We start from the raw sequence: 20,732 nt of genomic DNA on the forward strand, positions 1-20,732 counted from the left end.
AGGAAATGCGCGCCCACCGCAAGTACCGCGGGCGCCTATCCAATTGGTCAACCGGCGCGCAGATGCGTAGTTGTCATGTCGATCAACAGCCGCCCCGTGTCGCCGCGAACATCGGTGCGAATGACAATGAGCTTGCCGCCGCGTTTGACCGTTGTGGAGGTTGCAATCAGATCGCCCGCCTTTTCGTTACCCGACAAGACCGTATGAAGATCAACGGCGAGCGGGAAACCTGACCCGTCTTCACCAATGCTGTCCAGGTCGCCGATGGCACACAAGGTTGCTGCGATATCGGCAAACCAGATCAGGGCGCCAGCGTGCATCGTCCCAAACGGATTCTTTGCGGCTTCGGTTACCGGCATTCTGGCAACCATGCGTTCCGGCTCGCGGCTTTCGATGGTAAAGCCGATTTCGCCCTTCCACTTGTTCTCAGCCAGTTTTTGTCTGATGTTCGTTTCCATACTCTCAGCTTTCAGTGGCAAGAGCGTGCTCGCATCTGAAAAACCTGAATTCGACCCAGAACTTGCGCATTTGGCCTTACCGGGGCGTGGTGATGAAAAGCGCTGCAACCGGACATTCGAGCCACTGCCGTGAATGTCCGGAAGGTCCGCAAAACAGACCTTGGTGCCGAGTGCAGCGAAGGTCTGCTCTCCCCCCTACTTGCCGTTCTGGTGCTTTCCGAAAACCCTTTCAGCCCCCTTGACCTCTTCGAAGACAAGTTCAGGCACAACGACTTCCCAATTAGCGCGTTTCATCAGGTGATGAAAACGCTCATCTGCATCTTCCTTACGCCAGTGAATGATGGCCGCGATCTCGCCGGTGACAAATTTCGTGCCCTTCGGGGGCGCGAATGCTTTTGCCATCCGCCCGAGGGCCCGCCCTTGAAGATCTTCGATCTGCCAACGATCTCCGACGCTGGAGAGCTTGATTGGCGCGCCGACCCGTGCTTCGGCGATCGCGTCACGAACAATGTGCCGATCATCTTGGCGTCCTGCAAATGACAGGTCGACCATCTTCATTTCGGGCGATTGAAAGAACCGGCGTGGGCCAGGGACTGTCGCCAAGTTGGGTACCACGTGCCGCGTGACGACGGAAGGTGACTCGGTGGGAAGGTATTCGTGATTGTCGTTGCTCATGACGATCAAATTTCGCCGTGCACGTGTCATAGCGACATAGAACAATCGCCTCGGCGCGTCCTGATCTTCGTTTCGCGAGGGCCGTTCCCAACCGCCATCGAGGATCACGACATCGTCGAATTCGAGGCCTTTCGCGCGGTGCGCCGTCAATAATTTGAGGCCGCGCTGCTCGCCCCATGAATCCTTCGACCATTCAGCAAACCATTCGATCACGTCAGGGCTCGGGAGCGCTTTACCATCAACTTCACGCGCAAGTTGGCCAAGTCCCTCGCCGATCCGGTCAGTCCAACGGCTTGAGGGTATCGTGTTCAGGATTTCGGTCAGGTCGCTCAAGCTGACCAAGGCTGCGCGCCTCTCGCGTAGGCCGTCGATGAATCTCCGCATCTCACGGGTACGCCAAACACTTGGCAAGTTTTCGTTCGCCATTTCGACTGGAATTCCATGCGCCTCGGCAAAGTCGCGGACTGGCATAAGCTTGCGCCAATCACGAGAAATGATTGCCGCGCCCTTCCAGCTCCAATCCGGGATCAGTTTTGACAGGCGGATCATCTCGTTGACCGCCGCAAGGGCCTGAGCGTCATTTCCGGCCGGGCAGCCAAGGATTTGAACCCGCCCCTGCGCAACCGGGTCGAGGCTTTCCATGATACCCCCGGCCGGGTCCTTTTGCCGCGATTTGTCGACGGTAATCCCATGCCCTGTTTTCATACGTTCCCGAGATCCTTCGATCACGGCGTTCGCGGCGCTGATGACGTTTTTCGACGAGCGGTAATTGTCGGTTAGAAAGACCGGCTTGGCTGAATAGTCCTGTTCGAATTGCCGGATGTGCCGCACCGATGCGCCGGCAAACGCATAGATATTCTGGTCGTCATCGCCGACCGCAAACAGGCTGATCCGTTGATCGGGGTCGTCGATACTGCGACCGGCCACCGCTGCGATCAAGGCGTATTCCTCGGGCCCAACGTCCTGATATTCGTCCACGAGAATCCATCGAAAACCTTGAATTAATGTCTCTCGCAAGGCTTCGGACTCGATTTTGTCCAGCCCGTCGCCACGCAAGAGACGTGCCGCATCGATCAGAAGCGTCTCGAAATCAGGTTCATCGGCCGCCACCCGTCCGGCGAAACTCGCGCCAACCAAACGCATGGCTAAGGCATGGATGGTCAAGACCGTCACGAAGCGAGCATCTTCGCCAATCAGTTGACGCAGGCGTTCCCGGATCTCGGCGGCCGCGTGACGATTGTAGGCGAGCACCAGTATACCGTTTGGATCTTCGCGCTTGATCCTGACCAGATAGGCGACGCGATGGACCAGCACACGTGTCTTGCCAGATCCCGGTCCCGCAAGCACAAGCACATTGGTCTGTTCGCGGTCGTCACGCACGATCTGCTCTTGCGTCAAATTCCCCAGATTGTTGACGATCTCGGCAAAGGACTGGGGCGTTGCCTGCCGTCTGAACTCCGAAATTTTTCCCGGCATCCAAGCTTTCATGAAGTCGGACTGCTCCATTGCGAAATAGTCATGCGCGAGCCGCTGAGCCTGATCGATATCGCCGATGCCTTTGTTCGCATAAGCCGCCATCACGTGGGTCTGGACGGTCTGTTCGGTGTAGTGGTCTTCGAGCGGCGCGAAATGTTGGGTGGTGAAACCGCCGCCTTTCGGATTGATATGCAACGTCATGGCGGAGCGGAACACGGACAATCCCTTACCCAGAGTCACCACCTGCTGTTCGTGCAGCCATAGAAGCGACCGGTCCATCAGTTTGGTTGGATCATTGACAGATGCCCTCAACAGCGCATCGCTGTTAATCGCTGCAAGAAGGTCGCCAAGCGTGGTCTCGACGGGAACATCTTTCCCACGTAGGCCGGCCTGAACCTTGTTGATCAAGTATGAAACCAAACGCTCTGCGGCCTGCCTGCGAAGTTGAGCGGTCTGTTCGATTATCCCCCATGATCTTTGGATTCGCACCATGATACTGCCTTTGGACACCTTGCGCAGGCCAATGTTGCCTTTTCCGCCGTCCATGTCGCGGCCATCCTGCGCAATCCCACGAAGCAACCCCTCGACAATATCGGGCCGCACGGAGGCGTGTCCCCGCTCCCGCAGGGCCTGCGCCACAGAGGCCAGATGGCAGGGCACAGCCTCATTGATGTCCGCGTCTGGCGCGTGCTCTCTAAGGATCGCAATCAGGTCTGCTTCCAACCGGGATGCTGCTTGGAATCGTTTCGGTGAGGCATTCTCGACGCGCACATGCACGAAGATGGTGATGTTGGTATCATCCTTTGCAATCCCCAAGGCCTCGAGATCCGCCAAAGCTTTGCGAACGCCCGACATCGTCAGCCCACTGACCCCGCAGAGCTCGTCCGTGGTGATGCCCTCTTCCTGCGGCGCGTTGATGATATGCTGCACGATGGCGGCCAGATCCTCGCGCCGCCGCTCGGTGATCTCAGCGGAGGCAAGGATTTCACGGACCTCCTTCATGCTTCTTACTCGGAGCGAGGCGGGGAACACCTGCACCCGGTTTTCTTCGCGATTCAGAAGATGTGCTTCTTCCAGCCAGGCGACGGCCGTCTTCACTCGCGTATCGTCGGTATTGCTGTCCCGCTGGAAATCTCGCTCTTTCTCCTCATGAACGATCTCACCGGGTGTAGCGACAATTTCACCGCCTTTTCCGGTCCGAGCATCAAGGCGCCGAAGCGCCTTCAGGATCGCGCCGATTTCGTGCCGCGCGAGTCGAGAACGCGCGCTGAGGCTGAACTGACGATCAACGTCTTCGGTATTGAACAACAGGACGCAGTTTGCAGGTTCGCGGTCTCGCCCGGCGCGACCCGCCTCTTGCAGGTAGTTTTCCAGCGACCCCGGCACGTCCCCGTGAACCACCAGACGGATGTCCGGCTTGTCGACCCCCATTCCAAAGGCATTGGTGGCCGCGATCACGCGCAGATTGCCGACGCGGAAGTCCTCCTGAATCTCACGTTTGTCATCGGGGCTGAGGCCTGCGTGATACCGTTCAGCGGCGATGCCCTGTTGTTTTAAGAACTCCGCCACGCGCTCGGTAGTGTTTTGGGTCGCACAATAGACGACCGCTCCCGACACGCCCTCACGCGGAAGCTTGGCCTCGATCGCGTCGAGGATATCGGTCATCTTGGTGGCCCGCTGCGTTGGCAGCACCTGGAAGCTCAGGTTCGACCGTGATGCGCCACCGTCGATCAACACCAGTTCGGACCCTAAACGCTCTTTGAAATGACTGCGGATGTCCTGCACGACGTCCGGCTTCGCTGTTGCGGTCAAGCAAAGCACCGGAGCCGGTTCGTCGCCTGAGCTCTCCTTTATAAACCGCGAAACGTAGCGATAGTCGGGCCGGAAATCGTGTCCCCATTTAGACACGCAGTGCGCCTCGTCCAACACCCACAGCCCTATCTCGCGCTGTGCCAGAACGGACCGAACTGTTGTGCTGCGCAGTTGTTCGGGCGAAATCAAAAGGATCGCAGCATCCCCAAGCCGCACCTTGTCGAGCGCATCCTGACGCTCGGGCAAAGACAATAACCCGTTAATCGTAACCGCCGAGGAAATTCCGGCCCGTACCAAGCCCTGAACCTGGTCCGCCATCAGCGCCACAAGCGGCGATATAACAACGGTCAATGCCCCGGTCTTGTCGAACCGAGACAGCGCAGGGATCTGATAACAGATTGATTTACCCGTGCCCGTCGGCAGAATGCCCAACAAATTGTCGCCTTCCATGGCCGTCGCCACGATCTTTTCTTGAAGCGGGCGTCCGTCCTCGTCGACTGGTTCCGGGCGGAAACTTGGAAAGCCGAACCAACGTTCGAGCGCACGGGTGGGATCGTTGTGCTCTGCGCAATAGGCACAGTTCGGATCACGACAATTCGTATCTCTCAGGTCTTTGACGAGCCGTGCTGCGTCACGGAATTGCGCCCGCACCCAAGGCGGCATGACAGAATCCCCACCAGCAACCGAAATCCAGGCAAGGGCATATGCCATCGGCCAACCCAGTCCAGTGTCCGAGAGCCGCTTGAGCAGAGCGTCCACCTGCGCGCCGCAGGCCAAGTCTTTTAGCAACTTCTGAATGGCCTCATGCGCCTCCGCCTCTGTCGGGATGGGCGCCCCGCGCACGTCACTGAATAACCGATCAAATCCGACGCTACCGGGACCTCGGCAGCACAGCCAGTGATAGGACATCATCGTTTCTGGCGACAACGTGTTCAGCGATACGAAGGCGTCGATCTGGTTGCGAAGCACCTCGAACACAAGACGCGCGTCGAGCTCGGGATCGTTTACGTGACCACTTTGAAGCCGCCCATCGCGGTAGTGTTTGACCAGATGATGGTAGGGATTGCGCGGGAACGCCAAGGGGTTGAGCCACAGCGTGTCAATCGGTCCGTCCGCGAGCTTAGCGAAGCGCGGCGAGACCGCCATGAGATGCGGCAGGTCATGGCGCAGAATATTGTGCCCAATGACATGCGCGAAACCGGCGCAAAACAAGTCGAGCTTTTCAAGCGCGGCCTTCGGATCACCTTTCCGATGAACGATCCCATCTCCATCGCCTTCTGGGACGGCAGCAAAGGCGAAAACCTGGGCTTCCTTGGGATCAACTTCCAAATCAATCGACAGGCAGCGCGACAAGATTTTGGATTGTTCCCGTGGCATTTGAGTACTCTTAATTTCCTCCGGAATAGCCCCTGAGTTTTCAAGTGGCTGTGGTCTGCCACGGCCAAGGGCCTTCGATATGCCGCGGGAAATTAAGTTTTTCATATTCGCAAGTTAATAATTATTCCCAAGGAGCGGAACCTTCGGCGGCCATTTGACAAAATATGTTGTCCCGATGCCATGCCAGTATCGCGGGGTGCAGCTTTTTTTCTTCGGGCTTCCAGATTTTCCTATCCGGTCCCAACATACGGTCGACGACATCACTCGACACCTCGTTGCAAGGCTGGAACTGGCAGGATCCAGACGGCTCTGTTGATCAAATTTCGCTTGTTCTCCGGTCCGTCGGTCTGTTGCGAACGCGGTGAACTACCGGTTTCCGCCCAAACTGCAGATCGGTATGTTTGCTTGGCGTTGTGGGACCTGAGAAGAGCTTGCAGAGATACAGTTCTTGAGCGGGATTGGTTTCAATTCACCGAATGCACTTGCGCTGTTCTAATCAGCTTTCCATAATCTGAGATCGTAAATCGCTTCTTGTCGTTTTCTTCGACAATCCTGTACAGCATCTTCGATGCTCAGCCGGGTGCCAGCGCGGTTCATGCCTTAGTATCTTCGCCAGTGTTTTGCTCGGTTTCGACATTTGCTTCTTCTGATTGCGGACCCACGATCATCTCAGCAAGCGGGTGCGTGTGCTGATTATGCAATTCCCCTCGCGTGGCAAAGGTGAAACGGTTTTCCTCGAGCCAAGCTTTTCGATATCGCTCAAGCCACGGGCCATTCTCATTGAGACGTCGGCGCTCTTCTTCAACGCCGATTCCGGCCGCTTAAATCCATTCTTTCTGATTGTTCATTGATTTGAGGCGTGAACGATACTTCCGCCTTCATCATGCCCGACACCAAGGCCTTTGCGACGCCTTTCAGCAAAGAAAGCCCCCTCTGCAGGGGTTGGATTCGCCATCTGTTGCATGAAAACGTCTGCCCAAATCCCATGTTCCTCGTCAGTGAGGTCGCTTGGTGCAAGGTGGCCCTCGAGGGCGGCCATCACACGTTTGTTTGTTTCTTCACGCATCAAACGATCCTCCGCTTGTTTTCTTTGGCGGAACTTTCCGAGCGCACACACGCGTTGGTTCTGTATACGCTCTCTAACAATCCATCTATGATATACAGAATTGAGTTGTCTGCATACCACGGGCGCAGGCTTTGTCGATTTCATGGACTCCGACTTTATGAACATCTTCATCGATTTTGAGGCGTCGTCTCTGAGTTCTCAAAGCTGGCCAATCGAGGTCGGAATGGCATGGCTCGAAGGCAGAAAAGTCGTCGTCAAAAGCCGATTGATCATCCCGCGCGTGGAGTGGGATCCAAACGATTGGGATCCGAAGTCAGAAATGGTGCATGGCTTGCAGTACTCAGCCGTTACTACCACCGGATCAGACGCGGATGAGGTGTCCGACTGGCTGCTGGATATCGTTCAGGAAAACACTCTGATCTCCGACGCTCCAGACTTCGATCAGAGATGGCTTGATCGTCTGCTCAGCCGATCCGGGCCACGGATCGGGGATTTCGACCAAGCGGCCTGGAATACGTTCTCAGACAGAGGCAATCGAGCATCCTCGGTGTTGTCTCGCGTCTACAAAACGAAATCGAACCGACCAACAACTCACCGGGCAGGACCTGATGCGGCTGATCTTGCATATGCATGGCGCGCCGGGATGGCGAAAGGGTAACGGAAAGACTACACCTGCGGCTAAGTCATATAGGCTTCACTACTGAACGAAAAAGCTCAGTAAAGTTTTCAACTTGGCTGCTTTCCGGTCCGGTTCAACAGGAAATCCATGAGAACCCGAACGTTAGCGGACAAGACGTTCGCTTTCGGTTAGACAGCGCGATGCGCAGATTTTCGGTAAAGGCGATGCTCAAGGTAGTCGAACAGAACCCAGTTGGTTGCCGCCGTCAGGGAAAGGCGTTGAGGCAATTCAGGTTGAGTTTTTTAAAAGGGGCGAGATGCCCGCGATAATAGAGATTGTTCGAGTTCGGAACCTGCGAAACCCAGGCGCCACGGGTGTCTGTGTGATACGGATCCCACAATTTGACTTGGGACTTCCCTATCTCAAGCCTTGACCGAAAAAAAACTGCGCAAGGCCTAACATGGGTCCCTGTCCAACATTCAAAATGCACCGGATAGCACGTGGATCTAAGTGTCTGTCTGCTGAACTTTAGCGGATCTGGCCTGAAGGGTTACTTGGTTAAGTAATGGTAAGAACAATTCTTTAAAGTCGACTGCTCAATCGGCTCTTGTGCGAGGCCATTACATTCCCAAGTGTTTGTACCTTGGAACTTCGCTGTGACAGGCAGGCGAAGAGAGACTTTTGACTTAAGTCAGTGTTTTCCGCTTGCGGAAAACCCCTATCAAAAATTTGATTTTTTATGGTTTTTCCGTACGTTTTTCTCGATTTGTGTGGTTCAAGCAACAATTGCGTCGGTAACATTATTGCTTTTTTTGCCCCGTCCAGAGTTGAAATGAATATTATGAACAAATCAGCTCAAAACATGCGTTTCAATGAGTAGCTATTTTAACCCATCTAAAGCTGGGAATAACGCTTTGATTTTTATTTGTTAAATTCCCCAGGGTGAGGTTGCGAGACCGCGCGAATCCCTGTCAAGGGGGGGATTCAAACCAAACTTATAAAGTCTTGAGATCACGGGGCGGTTCTGGGAATTTCTCCACGAACAACGGCTGCACGGAGAGCTTCAAGCAAATACAAAAAAACGCGTGAATTGCGCCAACAATCCACGCGTCTTTCGATCCGCCGAGGGCGTCTCATTGAGTGAAATCTGTGTGCCAATTGGGCTCCGGATGTTCAAGCGTCATCGGTATTCCAATTCAAATTTGTGATCCAAGCACCGCACCTCCAGTGCGGCGTAGGGATTTCTGTTACCAAAAGGAACGCACTGGTGCACACAGTAACAAAGGCATGCATGCCGGCGCCCTCATCGGCAGAACGCATGCCGCCAATTTCGTCTCGCGGTCACGCTTCTGGTCATCTCGTTGTCGCATGCGATGATGGTCAACGAGTGGTCGTTGTTGAATCAGATCTCGAATACAAGTGGGCAATAATCCTGGACGCCGATCCTAATGTACGGGAACTCAAAGAACAGGTCCGATTTGATTGGCGTGATAACGGGCGCACTCGCACCCACTTTTTTGACTTTGTCATTGGTTTGCAAAGTGGCAAGACCTCGGCATTGATCGTAAAGCCAGCCAAGCGAGCGCGACAACACAAGTTTCTATTAGAAACGCAAAAACTTGCGAGTCAGGCCATAAACTTTGGTTTCGTCGACGAGGTGCGAGTTTTAACTGACGAGTGCATAGACATCGTTGATCTACGGAATGCCAGGCTCTTTAGGAGTGTGCGAGAAGTAGACGATGCTGCCGATGCCGCAGCGTTAGAACTGGCAACTCAGTTGATTGGGGCTGTGGAGATGTCAGAGCTTGCATCACGCATTGGTCTCGGGCCACGGGGTTTTCGAGCATTGGTCCGCTTGATCATGGCTGGCGTTCTGGAGCGCGTCGACCATGCGGTAATTTCTCCCTCGTCCCTGGTGAAAGTGGGGCGAATTCAATGATTGCTGAAAGACAAGGCGAGCGCAGTAGTAAAGTTTTTTTGGCCCTCATGATCGCGTTCACATCGGCAGTGAGCCCCAATCTGCCGTTGGTCCTATTTCCACCTTTCGCACATGCAGCGGACAGCAAACCGCACATTCCGGACATTCAAAACCAAGTTTCAGATGGCTGGTGAGCGGACAAAGCGACTGTTCGAAGAGAGTGTTGCTCGAGAATTGAGATGTTCATTCTGGTTGCTTTTCGTCTAAGATGAGTTCTTGGCTTTCACAATGAACTTTGAAGCTGAAACAATGAGAATCCTAAGAGAGCGATTTGGACCACAGCCAGTATCGCAATTGCAATATTCCAATTTCTGTTGTTGTTGATCTCAGTCAGAAACGTACGGTGAAGTAGTACTGCGCTCGCCAATGCCCCTAGCGGGACTATCAAAAGTGGAGCGTTAACCAAAGATGGTATAAGCTGCTGAATAACTGCACTTAAAATCACAGCCGGTACGAAGCCCAATAGCATTGCCTTGAAAACGGGCCAAATTAATTTCATGGCTTTCCCTGGGTTGAATACTAGCCCATGCTGTCGGAATAAGTTCACAAAATAACACATCAAAACTGCGTTGAAGTATGCACCGGGAACTGACCCTAGAAATACACCTGCCATCAACTGTCCTTCTTAAATTTTCGCCGAAGTTATGTTGGTAGCTTATGGAGCACAAGCTGTGCCAAACCCACTTACATCGAATTTCTGATCGTGCACTTTGGGCTGATTTCGTAGCCGCCTATACAGCGCAAGCAGCGAACGCCCGCTTTGGTCCGCCCACCTGCCATCTAACACCGGAATTTGAACGTCCGGAATGTGCGGTTCGCGACTTGCTGCATGAGCGAAAGACGGAAGCTCGCTAAACGGCAGGAATGGGCTCAAACCACCTATCTGAACCCACAGCAGAGAATGTCCGCATGCGGTGATCTTGGATTGAAGGCAAAGGAGTTTTAGCCTACCTCAGTTGCAATGAGACCGATACCATTACTGCCAGGTCAGCCGATGAAAAGTCACCTTGAAACTCTCGCTCAATACTGCGCGAAGCTTTGTGTGATTGAATGCTGCGGATTGGACGCTTGCGACTTCTCTCCGATACACATTGCCTCCTATTGTCTAAGCCGCGAGCCTCGCTACCCATCACGCATTGCGAAGGAGATTATTGAACAAGCCAAGACATTGAAGGCTAATTACGGATCAAATGGCGCGAGCGCGCGTGGCATTACTATTAACGAAATCAATGAACGGCTGTCAGGTCAAAGAGTCGACAAATTGGCAGAAATACTTGAGCAACAGACAACTCTAGCTATTGCTGTTCTCGACACAGAGAAGGTGGATGACCGCCATCCAGTATTCGTTTGGGATAGGCTGCGGAATTCCTAGCTGCTTCTTTCAAACACTGAACAAAACAGCCATTCGCGCAATCGCAGCGAATTGGCGCTTTGTCCCGCTCACCAGCCATCTGAAACTTGGTTTGAACATCCGGAATGAGCGGTTCGCGACTTGCTGCACGAGCGAGACTTTGGGTGCTGTCAAAGGTCAGGTAAGGGCTCGGCGCTGCCATTCTCTGCTGGAGGTGTCGATAGAAGGATAGAGCCCTTAGCAGCCCCTTGTTCACCAAGATTTTTCGAGAACTTTTCGTCTTTCTCAGCACCGTAGACAACCTACAATGAGTCACTTGCAAGACGGTACTCAGGCCGAATCTCTCAATTTCATTTGGGGCTGCACTGAACTTGCGGAATATGTTCCACCCGTGAAGAGCCAACGGGGACCATTCGCACGACCTCGTCACAGGGGTCATACAAAACATACAAATCCGCGTTGCCGCCAAGATATAGCGCCTCCATCGGGTCAAATGTCCCATTCAAGTCCGTCAAAACGACCGGTCGTGCGGAAAGATCAAGCACTTTCGGAGCAAGAAACCCGTGCAATCCATCCTGCCGCAGATCTGGGCCCAAAAGAAAAACTTCGGCGCTCAATATAAGCAACAAAACTAGGAATAACATACCGTCGATAAACAGTGCCTTACCGATATGTTGTTTGGATGGGCGCAGCCAATCAGGTAGATAGTCGTCCAGCGAGAATAGATTTGCGAGCAACACCAGCGCAACGACTGCTCCTATGATGATGGTCAGGATTCTACCGCCAGAAAAATCCAGTGGAATTGTGATTGCAAGAACCACGGCAGCAATCGCCAACCACTGGACTCTTTCGTTCGCAGCGATGCTTCCGATCGTCGTTCGACCAATCTTTATGGGCTTCAGGTCTTTGCCCAACTTACGAAGTCGGGCGCGACGGTTTGCCCATGAACTTAATGCATCTTTCCAGTTGTTGACAAAATGGAGCGGCCCGAGGATTCCCAGTAGTACGAGAAATGTGAGTACAAACTCGGTTACGCGGGTGCTGGCATCCACACCGATGTCCACCACACGAACACCGATCTGCCCCCAATACTCGCGCCACAGGAAACCGGTAACTGCCGCGATAAGCCCTGCGGCGGGAATGAACCCGAGCAACGCCTGGAACATGAAGTTCAATCGCTCTTTGGCGGAAGCCGCGAGCTCGGGAGCAACGTCCTTAAAAACATCCATTGTGGTATCGGTGGGAAGATAAGGCTCGCCTTTGAGCACTTCAGCCACGGCCCCTTGAATTTCATCGGCTTCAGCATTCCTACACACATACCCAAGAGCACCTGCTTGAATGGCTAAGATGACACGATCATGAGGTGGATCAGCCGGACTAAGCGCGAGTATCTTGAGATCTGGCAGTGTTGTGGAGGCGTAAGAAATCACGTCGATACTGCGAAGTCCTTGAAGCATGACATCCACCAGAAGTAAGTCGGGCTGTGTGCGGTCAAGGATCTGCTTGGCTGTTCTCAAATTGTACGCGACGCCAACGATTTCAATTCCTTTGAGCTGCGACGCAAGTTCTTGAATGGTCGATCGCGCCTCATCCGGTGCAACAATTAGGGCACGAATTGGGTTCATGGGTTCGAGCTTTCTTTCAACGCCGTGCGAGATGTCGGTGACGGGCATGTTCATTTTAGTTGCTCCCAAGACACTCCAAGTGTCGGTCCTTCCCGAAACTGGACTGCTGTTTGAATTGCATAGGGTGAGATGGAAGGTTTCGGACGGGCTTGCAAAAGTCGCCATCGAACCAGCAAGAACGCGCAGCCAAAGGCCAATCCCAAAGCGACAGCATTGGCGAAGAAGATACCGCCAACTAAAGTCGCAGCCGTACTTCCGACCTGTTCAATGACCATTCCGTCAGCGAGTGATACCCAGTCTTGAAGGTACAATACGAACAGGACAGACAGGCCTACGGGCGACACAATGAGCGCTGTGCTAAGACAGGCCAACCCTCGCCCAATAACGGCCCTCCAAGTCGATCCTCTCAATACAATTGCCGCTGCGGCGGAGAATACGACTAGTGCCGTGAAAAACACTAACCACACATCCAAAAGTGGCGTGAGGTCATTTGTAAAGGCATCAGGCAAGGCCGACGTGAAGGGCAACAGAACCAAGGTCACAAGTCCGGCAGACAGCAGCCCGGCAGATAACCTTGGTAATCGGCCCGGCGAACGGCTGTGGCTCTGGTTTTGTTCATTGAGCGCCGAGAGCGTTTCAGGAACAATCTGATTCCAGTGCTCTGACAAGTTGTTTGGACGAGAAAGCACAAGAGCCCCCAATTGTTGTTTACGAAGAGACGACCCAGCGGGTCGACTATCCTTAGGAATTGGGCGGACAGGGGTCGGGTTTCTTTTGACGCTTGGACAAATACTTGTGGGAGCTGGACAAGCTAGGACATGAGAACTGGCTCCCGTAAGTTCCCTTGAAATGAATAATCTGATTGTGTGTGCGACGAAATCTGGGGACAAAACGCTGCAAACATGACCTTGGTGCGGCCGCAGCGAAATGGTGCTTTTGTCCCGCACTACCAACTTTCAAGAACGCTGCGGCGAACGGTGGCTCGCCGGATCATTGATACGCCGCTTCTATTCAGATTGTTGGTTCGGACTCTAGCAAAGCCTAGAGCAACCGAGTGACGATTTGCTGTTCAAGGAGGGGCGGCGAAGCCTTCGATCGCTTCACTAAATGAAGGTAATTCATTCTGAAATTTTTGGTTAGTTTACCGCGCCAATGTGATAATAGTGTGTTGATACAAAAAGGTTTTTCATGTGCGGATAGGTAATGTCAGATGGAACGCCACATGACCTAAACGTTTTAATAGGTCATTTGGGCTGGTGATATGAGAAACGGCCTCGGATTTCTTCCGGGGCAGTTCGCAAGTCTGACGCAGACGATTTGGCTTGCGCTGGGCTGAAGACACTTTCAGGTGTTGATACGGAGCGCAAAGCCGACTTTTGCTGCAAAAGGGATCAAGGTTCTTTTTTTTGCTAAACTACACGGTTGGTTTGCTTACAAGCTTAGTCTACCTGCCGTCGACTAGGCTTCTATTCTTCGCATATGCGGCGCGCTGTAGACCACGCAAATCGGACATTGGACATACTGACGACGAAAGGCGAGTGCGCGCAACAAAGCTGCCATTTGGAAAATCAGGTCGCTTCCCTATCTACTGATATCCGTCTGGGTCGTTAGGGGTGTGTAGCAATGTGCCTTCAAACGCGTCGAGTTCATCAGTCATTTGCAGCCAAGGCAACTTGCTTTGCTTGTTGACGTGAAAAGTCGGTTTGAAATCTTCCGGATTTTCGAGCGACGCAGCGTAGAGGTGCATACCGCCCGGATAGTGATCAGCTTCAAATCCAATGGGTGATCCGCACGTCCCGCAAAAGTGCCTGAAAACGCCTTTGGAACTTTCATAAGTATGAGGTTTATCGCCGGTCCATTCAAAGGCCTCTATTGGCACACCGAACCACGCAACCACCGGCGCGGCACAATTCCGGCGGCAGTCATCGCAGTGGCAATAGCATGCCCATGTTTGATCACCCCGGTAGATCCAGCTTGTTTTTTTACACAGACAATACCCACGCGTCGCCATTCGATTTTCCTCCAAACCTCCGGAAATATAGGACGCAGGCGGTTTTTGAGATGGATATTTTGGGACGTTTCATCAGCGGAAAACGTCGGAATTTAAGGTCGATTTGGGCTCGACGCCGCTGCTATCTGCAATGCGCCCTGACTGGCCGAAAGAGCCCAAAGTCGCCTTTGATCAAGCTTCGGTCTTTCGCGCGTGCAGCAAGTCGCGAACCGCAGATTCCGAACCTTCACTTCCGCCAGGTGAAGGTCGACTTTGCGGGATGTCGCCGTCGTTGAAGCTTTGTTCTCAATGGTGGCTTTGCACGCTTCGCGGCACCAGCTAACAACAGAAAAGATGAATTTCAGAATCTTGCTTGAACAGGTGCGCGTATGATTGCCAAATTCCAAACGGTCGTGATTGACGGAGTGTTTTTAGGAAAGGTTCGAGAACGTTGGCAGGGCCGGCCACCTTCCGCCATTGGCAAATCTACTGTCCATGGGCGGCAGAAGATCGACGAATTAGGTTTCACGGGCGATGCGCAAGCAGATCTAAAACACCACGGCGGCCGCGATAAAGCTATTCATCACTATGCAACAGATCATTATCCGCTCTGGATTGCGGAAGGAGAGATTCCCGATGGCACAATTCCAGCAGCGTTCGGCGAGAACATTGCGACCCATGGCCTGACGGAAGACATCCTCTGCATAGGCGATATATTGAAGCTGGGAAGCGCAACCGTTCAGATTAGCCAGGGCCGTCAACCTTGTTGGAAAGTGTCCGAATATACCAATAACAAGCGCATGGCCTATCGGTTTCAAAAGACCGGCCGCACGGGTTGGTACTACCGGGTTTTGGATCACGGTGCGGCGGGTGCTGGCGACGAGGTGACAGTTTTGGAGCGCCCTCAACCTGATTGGACCGTAAAGCGAGTTACTTTGGCACGATTATCCAGACAGACCTCACAAGGCGAAGCGGAAACCCTGGCTTTGATGCCAGAACTGGCGGATGGATGGCGCCAAGCATTTGCGAAAATGGCATCGGGAAACCTGCTGGAAGATCAGAGCAAACGGCTGGAAGGATGAAAGACGGAGTAGGAGGAGTTGAACTATACACGCCAGCTGGCGATCGCTCTCTCTCGTTGCGATGTGAAGCGAGGATGATCAGGATATTTGAGCGATAAGCCTCACATTCAATATCCGATTTCTGTACTTCCCCGCTATTTGTTCCACCTACTGCATTGGGTACGTCGGGGCTCAGAGCGGACGTTTTGTGCAGCAGGTATAGACGGGTAATTTAAGCCCTTTTGCTAACCTCCATTAAACCTTGAGAATTCGCGAATGCAGCAAGTTGCGAACTGCGTATTCCTGGCGGTAGGACCGCGGTCCGCCAATTCTATTCAAGTGCCATATGGACTAAGCCGCTACTAAACACTAGCAGCGGCTCAGTCCAACCATTCTTGGGGTGACCCCAGAAAGGCCGTTTGAGCCCTTACATGACTTTCGTCTATCAAGCCGCTTGGGTAGTGCGGCAATTGACGACCAGTCCACTTTGACTGGCGCTCCGGATGCCGCGGTCGCAACCCACATCGCTCCCGTTTGCGGACACGAGTATGGGGTTGGAAATCGCTCCACAAACAGAGGAAGGCGTTTTGCAGAGTTCAGATTTCAATCTGGCTTATGATCTGAGCAAATGATGCCCCGTGCATATCCCGGTCATATACGGTCCCCTGAATTGCGGGGCGGGGTATGCTGATCTTCACTACATTCAGATCAGCTATGTCGAAACGCTTCAGGGTATCGGCGTCAGATTGCAGACAGGATGCCAGTACATCGGTGTCGAGACCGTTGCTGACACGCTGGAACACCTCAGGCGAACCACAGAAAACATCTATGGTCAGCCAGAACGGACCCGCGTTTTTGGACCGTACCTTGTAAACGATGTCTCCAAGCTTGCTCATCCGCCGATCTCCTCGACTTGAAGGCTGAATGCCTGCATCGGGTCGTCCAGATTTAGAACGTGATTGATGCAGAATTCGTAGATTTTGCCACGTGACATTTCGGCAGGTGAAAAGGGAAATGCGAAGGTTGGCATTTCTTCCTGTTCAGTCAGCGGGTGATGCAAAAGATATGGGTTCAGCATCTTGGCGACTTCGCGGCTCAGGGTCTCTGACTCTGCGGTTACAATGCCCAGAACTCCTACTTCAGTTCCTGCTACACCGTCGGGCTCCAACTCACCCAGTGTTGCGTTTTCCCCGATACGCCGAAGTTCGATAGTGAAATCTCCGTCCAGACGCTCTTTGGCCTTTGAGGTGCAGCGCGATTGAATATCGTTACACCACTGTTGGATATGGGCAACGTATCGCGGGTCACGCACTAGTGCGAGAGAAACGGTCTGATAACCGGCCAGTTTCGCGCCCTCCAGCTTGACCGTGTAGTCGGGGCTTTCGACCCAGATGCTGCCTTCGACCCTTACCTGACGGTCATCGATCGCGTCGTACTTTGCTTTCGTCACATCGAGATAGCCGCCGGGTTCATGAAGGATGTAGGGGTCCGAGTTTTCATAGAGCATATGGGCGGAAACCGTGTGCGGCGTAGCACGTGCCTCGGCACCCATTGGTGTTACCGTAAATCCGGACGCGTCGAACTCGATCAGGATGGTGCCTGAATTCGGGCTGGTTGTGGCCAGCGCACCGCATTCGCCGATCTTGGCGCCGTGCCATGCGCCTCCGGCGTGGCAACCACGTGCCAATGGCAGCGCCGAGATTATCGCGGTGTCTGTCGTGCGACCGGCGATAATAATATCGGCCCCTGTGTCCAGAGCGGCCTGAACCTGCTCGGCCCCTGCAAGTGCCACAATGTTACTGCACGCGGCAAAGGTTTTCTCGTCAATTTCCGGCGCGGCGGGAAGGGCGCTGATCCGACCTTCGCGGAAGGCCTGTGACATCTCTTGCGGATTTTGCCCACTCTTTAGGATGGCCAGATTAAGATGTTCGCCGGTCTCCGCTGCGATCTCGCGCGTAATATCGACCAGCCAATCTACTGCGTCATCTGCACCGCATGTCCCTGCAGTGCCAATGACCAGCGGCACGCCGGCCGTGGCCCGAGCCGCCATGAGCTCTCGCCATTCAGCCTTGGTGGACCCGCGCGAATACTTCGACGTCCCCGTTCCAAGGTAGTGGGGTCCACTGTCAGTGGACCCCCCATCGATTGCAATGATATCAGGTTTCTGAGTGATGCCCCGAGCAAGTGCAGCCGGATCATAACCAAGCCCAAGCGCACCGCAGGGGATGAGAACCTTAACCATTAGTCGGTGATCCTTTGTGGTTTCTTCAGAACATTGCGCAGGAACATCGGGGCAACGAAACCAAGCACGGCCACAACCCATAGCGTGATCGCGATGCCCGAGCTGAACAGATAGGTCCAGTCACCATCCGACAGCACCATGGCGCGGCGTAGGCTATCTTCCATATGACCACCGAGCAGGATGCCCAGAATGATCGGCACCGTGGGCACATCCAGCTTTCGCAGGATCCAGCCCAACACACCAAAACCCACCATCAGCAACAGATCGAAATAGCTGCCGGACAGCGAGTAGATGCCTACAAAGCTGACCATGGTGACACCCGGCAGCAGAATCCAGGGCGGAACGCTCAGGATCTTTACGAAGATCTTCACCATAGGAACGTTCATCAACAACAGCACAAAGTTGGCAATCAAAAGTGAGGCGATCAGCCCCCAGACCACTTCGGGCCGTTCTGTGAACAAGGTCGGACCTGGTGTGATGTTGAGTGTCATCAAAAGCGCCAGCAGAACAGCGGTGGTTCCGGACCCGGGAACGCCCAGGGTCAGCATCGGAACCAGAGCGCCACCCGCAGCGGCATTGTTGCCCGCCTCAGGTGCCGCAACACCTCTGGCAACGCCTGTTCCGAACTTGCCCTCTTCGCCGGCTACCGACTTTTCGGTCATGTAGGCAAGGAATGAGCCAAGCGAGGCACCTGCACCGGGCAAGATGCCGGCAATAAACCCGATCACTGATCCGCGAAGCTGGGTCATCTTGGTGGACCAGATTTCCTTCCACGGAACCGTAACCTTGTCGAGCTTCACGCCGATTGAGGTGTTTTTGCCATGGCTTTCGATAAAGAAGAACACCTCGGCAATGGCGAACAGACCAACGATGGCGACCAGAAAGTCGATGCCATCAAACAGGTGCATATTGCCAAAAGACAGGCGCGGCAGGCCGGAGTTGTTGTCCACTCCGATCATGGCGATGCCCAGACCAATGCACGACGCAATCGCCGCCTTGGCCTGATTGTTCGAGGCGATGCCGCCAAGGGTTGCGAAGGCCAGAAGGTATAGAGCAAAGTACTCTGCCGGTCCGAATTTGAAGGCGACTTGCGCCAGCATAGGGGCCAGCAGCATCAAGCCGATGGTCGACAGAAAAGCGCCGGTGAACGAAGCCACACCGGATATGACCAGCGCGTCGCCCGCCCGTCCGGCCTTGGCCATCGGATAACCATCAAGCGTCGTCATCAGCGCCGGTTCGTCGCCCGGAATGTTCAGCAAGATCGAACTGATCCGGCCACCATACATGGCGCCATAGTAAACTGCGGTCATCAGCACCAGTGCACTGGTGGCATCCAGTCCCATTGAGAACGTAAGCGGGATCAGGATCGCAACGCCATTTGACGGACCAAGGCCCGGAAGCGCTCCGATAATGGTTCCGATGAAACAGCCGAAAACGGCCAGCATCAGGGTGAATGGGCTTAGGGCTATGCCAAAGCCCGTTGCGAGATTTGTAAAGAGATCCATGGGGTAACCTCAGCCGTGCATCACGGCAGGCAGGGCGACAAGGCCAAGGCCAAGCGCGAACTTGAATATTGCGAACAGTCCGACTGACAGACCGACACCGGCTATCGCTGCAGGGCCAATACGCGGGCTGATCTGATAGCTCAGGATCGCAGCCGTGATTGCTGTTGGCAGCAGAAAGCCCAGCGGTTTCAGTGCGTAGGCATAGCCGACCAGAACCGCGACGGCGATGGCCAGGGCCCCAAGGGTTTGCAACGCGGGCCACTCGGGGTCTTCATCCGGGCGTAGCGCCACTAGAATTCCACAAAAGGCGGCGATCGAGCCGACGAGGATCGGGAAAGTGCGGGGGCCGACAGGATCGGCCAAGAAGCTGGTCTGGATCTGAGTGGCGCTGGCAACATATGCCAGCGACACCAGGGTCACGACCGCTCCGAAGATGCGGTCAGATACCATTATTGAATTACCCCGATTTCCTTGGACAGGGTATTGATTTCCGCAACCACGTCATTCACGTAGTTCTGGAAGTCGGCGCCGACCAGAGTAAACGGTGCAAGGCCGTTGGCAGCCATGGCTTCGCTCCACTCGGGGCTGTCAGCAACCTGCTGCAGGCGTTCAGCCCACATGTCAAAGGTCTCGTCGCTGACACCTTTGGGCACATACATGCCACGCCAGTTTACGGCGACCACATCGATCCCCTGTTCCTTGGCTGTCGGAATGTCGTCAAAGCCGGGCACGCGTTCTTCGGTCAGAACCGCTAGGGCGCGCACGTCACCAGATTTCAGGAAGCCAACAATCTCGGACATATCGCCGGACATTGCTGCGGTAAATCCACCAACCGTCTGGGTGATCGCGTCTGCGCCCCCGTCCACACCTATGTATTTGATAGCCTGAACATCATCGACCCCAGAACGCTGCAGGATCATCAACGGCTTCAGATGGTCAAAGCCGCCGACGGCCGAACCACCTGCAAAGGCCAGCTCGCCCGGGTTGGCTTTGATCGCGTCAACCAGATCATTCAGCGACTGATAGGGGCTGTCGTTGGCAACAACGATCACGCCCGGATCAGCGCCGATAGCTCCGACAAACCGAACCTGATCCGCTGTCATCCCGGCATAGGCATTCTGAGCCAGACGTGTGGTTGTGGCCGAAGAGGCCGCGACGATGAGGTCATCGTCATCGTTCCGCTCAGATACGACATGGTTATAGGCCAGACCACCACCAGCACCGGCCATGTTGGTCACCTGGATAGGTTTATCAACTGCACCGATATCGTGCATGATCTTGCCAATTTGACGGCAGGTGAAGTCCCAGCCACCACCAGGGTTGGCCGGTGCGATGCATTCAGCGGCGTGTCCAGCCGTGACGCTCACACCCAAAAAGACGCTGGCAGCCAGCGCCTTGAACATACGATTTGTCATGTTTTCCTCCCGTTTGACACATCGATTTGTCTCGTTCATGCTCAATCGAAACGCTCAAACCTGACACCAACCTGTCATGCTT

General features: G+C 54.2%; 14 protein-coding genes. 4 read left to right on the forward strand and 10 right to left on the reverse strand.

All coding sequences use genetic code 11. The features are described 5' to 3' along the window. Window positions 1-47 precede the first annotated feature (47 nt). From ACR0CW_RS16180 to ACR0CW_RS16190, 3 genes are all read right to left on the reverse strand, one after another. Window positions 48-458 (reverse strand): PaaI family thioesterase, encoded by a 411-nt coding sequence (locus tag ACR0CW_RS16180; protein ID WP_480788591.1) that lies wholly within the window; start codon window positions 456-458, stop codon window positions 48-50. Between the two features lie 195 nt (window positions 459-653). Beyond that, window positions 654-5,798, reverse strand: a complete 5,145-nt coding sequence (locus ACR0CW_RS16185; RefSeq protein WP_480788592.1) for a RecQ family ATP-dependent DNA helicase — start codon at window positions 5,796-5,798, stop codon at window positions 654-656. A gap of 844 nt (window positions 5,799-6,642) precedes the next feature. Continuing rightward, window positions 6,643-6,864: a hypothetical protein gene (locus ACR0CW_RS16190; RefSeq protein ID WP_480788593.1), complete on the reverse strand. Its 222-nt coding sequence runs from the start codon at window positions 6,862-6,864 to the stop codon at window positions 6,643-6,645. A gap of 142 nt (window positions 6,865-7,006) precedes the next feature. Here ACR0CW_RS16190 and ACR0CW_RS16195 point away from each other — a divergent pair, with 142 nt between their 5' ends. The 3 genes from ACR0CW_RS16195 (at window position 7,007) to ACR0CW_RS16205 (ending at window position 10,833) form a co-directional block, all read left to right on the forward strand. Continuing rightward, window positions 7,007-7,522: a hypothetical protein gene (locus tag ACR0CW_RS16195; protein WP_480788594.1), complete on the forward strand. Its 516-nt coding sequence runs from the start codon at window positions 7,007-7,009 to the stop codon at window positions 7,520-7,522. Between the two features lie 1,228 nt (window positions 7,523-8,750). Next, window positions 8,751-9,422 (forward strand): PDDEXK family nuclease, encoded by a 672-nt coding sequence (locus tag ACR0CW_RS16200; protein WP_480788595.1) that lies wholly within the window; start codon window positions 8,751-8,753, stop codon window positions 9,420-9,422. A 1,033-nt stretch (window positions 9,423-10,455) separates the two neighbouring features. Then, the gene (locus tag ACR0CW_RS16205) at window positions 10,456-10,833 is read left to right on the forward strand and encodes a DUF6331 family protein (RefSeq protein ID WP_480788596.1); all 378 of its coding nucleotides are present in this window, start codon (window positions 10,456-10,458) and stop codon (window positions 10,831-10,833) included. A gap of 329 nt (window positions 10,834-11,162) precedes the next feature. Here ACR0CW_RS16205 and ACR0CW_RS16210 read toward each other — a convergent pair whose 3' ends face one another. Then, window positions 11,163-12,491, reverse strand: coding sequence for a response regulator (locus tag ACR0CW_RS16210; protein WP_480788597.1), 1,329 nt, complete (start codon window positions 12,489-12,491; stop codon window positions 11,163-11,165). 1,531 nt (window positions 12,492-14,022) lie between these two features. Next, a complete protein-coding gene (locus ACR0CW_RS16215) occupies window positions 14,023-14,448 on the reverse strand; it encodes a GFA family protein (RefSeq protein ID WP_480788598.1) in 426 nt (141 codons plus the stop codon). 368 nt (window positions 14,449-14,816) lie between these two features. On the opposite strand from ACR0CW_RS16215, the gene ACR0CW_RS16220 reads away from it, so the two are divergent. After that, a complete protein-coding gene (locus tag ACR0CW_RS16220; protein ID WP_480788599.1) occupies window positions 14,817-15,509 on the forward strand; it encodes an MOSC domain-containing protein in 693 nt (230 codons plus the stop codon). 575 nt (window positions 15,510-16,084) lie between these two features. Here ACR0CW_RS16220 and ACR0CW_RS16225 read toward each other — a convergent pair. Genes ACR0CW_RS16225 through ACR0CW_RS16245 form a run of 5 tightly spaced genes read right to left on the reverse strand, consistent with a single transcriptional unit; the run spans window position 16,085 to window position 20,650 of the window. Continuing rightward, the gene (locus ACR0CW_RS16225) at window positions 16,085-16,384 is read right to left on the reverse strand and encodes a DUF4387 family protein (RefSeq protein ID WP_155148168.1); all 300 of its coding nucleotides are present in this window, start codon (window positions 16,382-16,384) and stop codon (window positions 16,085-16,087) included. Further along, window positions 16,381-17,730 (reverse strand): acyclic terpene utilization AtuA family protein, encoded by a 1,350-nt coding sequence (locus ACR0CW_RS16230; RefSeq protein WP_480788600.1) that lies wholly within the window; start codon window positions 17,728-17,730, stop codon window positions 16,381-16,383. Before ACR0CW_RS16230 ends, ACR0CW_RS16225 begins: the two co-directional genes overlap by 4 nt. Then, window positions 17,730-19,235, reverse strand: coding sequence for a tripartite tricarboxylate transporter permease (locus tag ACR0CW_RS16235; protein WP_480788601.1), 1,506 nt, complete (start codon window positions 19,233-19,235; stop codon window positions 17,730-17,732). Before ACR0CW_RS16235 ends, ACR0CW_RS16230 begins: the two co-directional genes overlap by 1 nt. A gap of 9 nt (window positions 19,236-19,244) precedes the next feature. Further along, the gene (locus ACR0CW_RS16240) at window positions 19,245-19,685 is read right to left on the reverse strand and encodes a tripartite tricarboxylate transporter TctB family protein (protein ID WP_155148174.1); all 441 of its coding nucleotides are present in this window, start codon (window positions 19,683-19,685) and stop codon (window positions 19,245-19,247) included. Continuing rightward, window positions 19,685-20,650 (reverse strand): Bug family tripartite tricarboxylate transporter substrate binding protein, encoded by a 966-nt coding sequence (locus ACR0CW_RS16245; protein WP_480788602.1) that lies wholly within the window; start codon window positions 20,648-20,650, stop codon window positions 19,685-19,687. Before ACR0CW_RS16245 ends, ACR0CW_RS16240 begins: the two co-directional genes overlap by 1 nt. Window positions 20,651-20,732: the final 82 nt, after the last annotated feature.

The sequence above is a fragment of the Ruegeria sp. CH6 genome, assembly GCF_056537005.1.

Excerpts from the sequence above, each read along its gene's own strand:
- ACR0CW_RS16180 (WP_480788591.1), bottom strand. The coding sequence starts at position 458 with ATGGAAACGAACATCAGACAAAAACTGGCTGAGAACAAGTGGAAGGGC.
- ACR0CW_RS16185 (WP_480788592.1), bottom strand. The coding sequence starts at position 5,798 with ATGCCACGGGAACAATCCAAAATCTTGTCGCGCTGCCTGTCGATTGAT.
- ACR0CW_RS16190 (WP_480788593.1), bottom strand. The coding sequence starts at position 6,864 with ATGCGTGAAGAAACAAACAAACGTGTGATGGCCGCCCTCGAGGGCCAC.
- ACR0CW_RS16195 (WP_480788594.1), top strand. The coding sequence starts at position 7,007 with ATGGACTCCGACTTTATGAACATCTTCATCGATTTTGAGGCGTCGTCT.
- ACR0CW_RS16205 (WP_480788596.1), top strand. The coding sequence starts at position 10,456 with ATGAAAAGTCACCTTGAAACTCTCGCTCAATACTGCGCGAAGCTTTGT.
- ACR0CW_RS16210 (WP_480788597.1), bottom strand. The coding sequence starts at position 12,491 with ATGAACATGCCCGTCACCGACATCTCGCACGGCGTTGAAAGAAAGCTC.
- ACR0CW_RS16215 (WP_480788598.1), bottom strand. The coding sequence starts at position 14,448 with ATGGCGACGCGTGGGTATTGTCTGTGTAAAAAAACAAGCTGGATCTAC.
- ACR0CW_RS16220 (WP_480788599.1), top strand. The coding sequence starts at position 14,817 with ATGATTGCCAAATTCCAAACGGTCGTGATTGACGGAGTGTTTTTAGGA.
- ACR0CW_RS16225 (WP_155148168.1), bottom strand. The coding sequence starts at position 16,384 with ATGAGCAAGCTTGGAGACATCGTTTACAAGGTACGGTCCAAAAACGCG.
- ACR0CW_RS16230 (WP_480788600.1), bottom strand. The coding sequence starts at position 17,730 with ATGGTTAAGGTTCTCATCCCCTGCGGTGCGCTTGGGCTTGGTTATGAT.
- ACR0CW_RS16235 (WP_480788601.1), bottom strand. The coding sequence starts at position 19,235 with ATGGATCTCTTTACAAATCTCGCAACGGGCTTTGGCATAGCCCTAAGC.
- ACR0CW_RS16240 (WP_155148174.1), bottom strand. The coding sequence starts at position 19,685 with ATGGTATCTGACCGCATCTTCGGAGCGGTCGTGACCCTGGTGTCGCTG.
- ACR0CW_RS16245 (WP_480788602.1), bottom strand. The coding sequence starts at position 20,650 with ATGACAAATCGTATGTTCAAGGCGCTGGCTGCCAGCGTCTTTTTGGGT.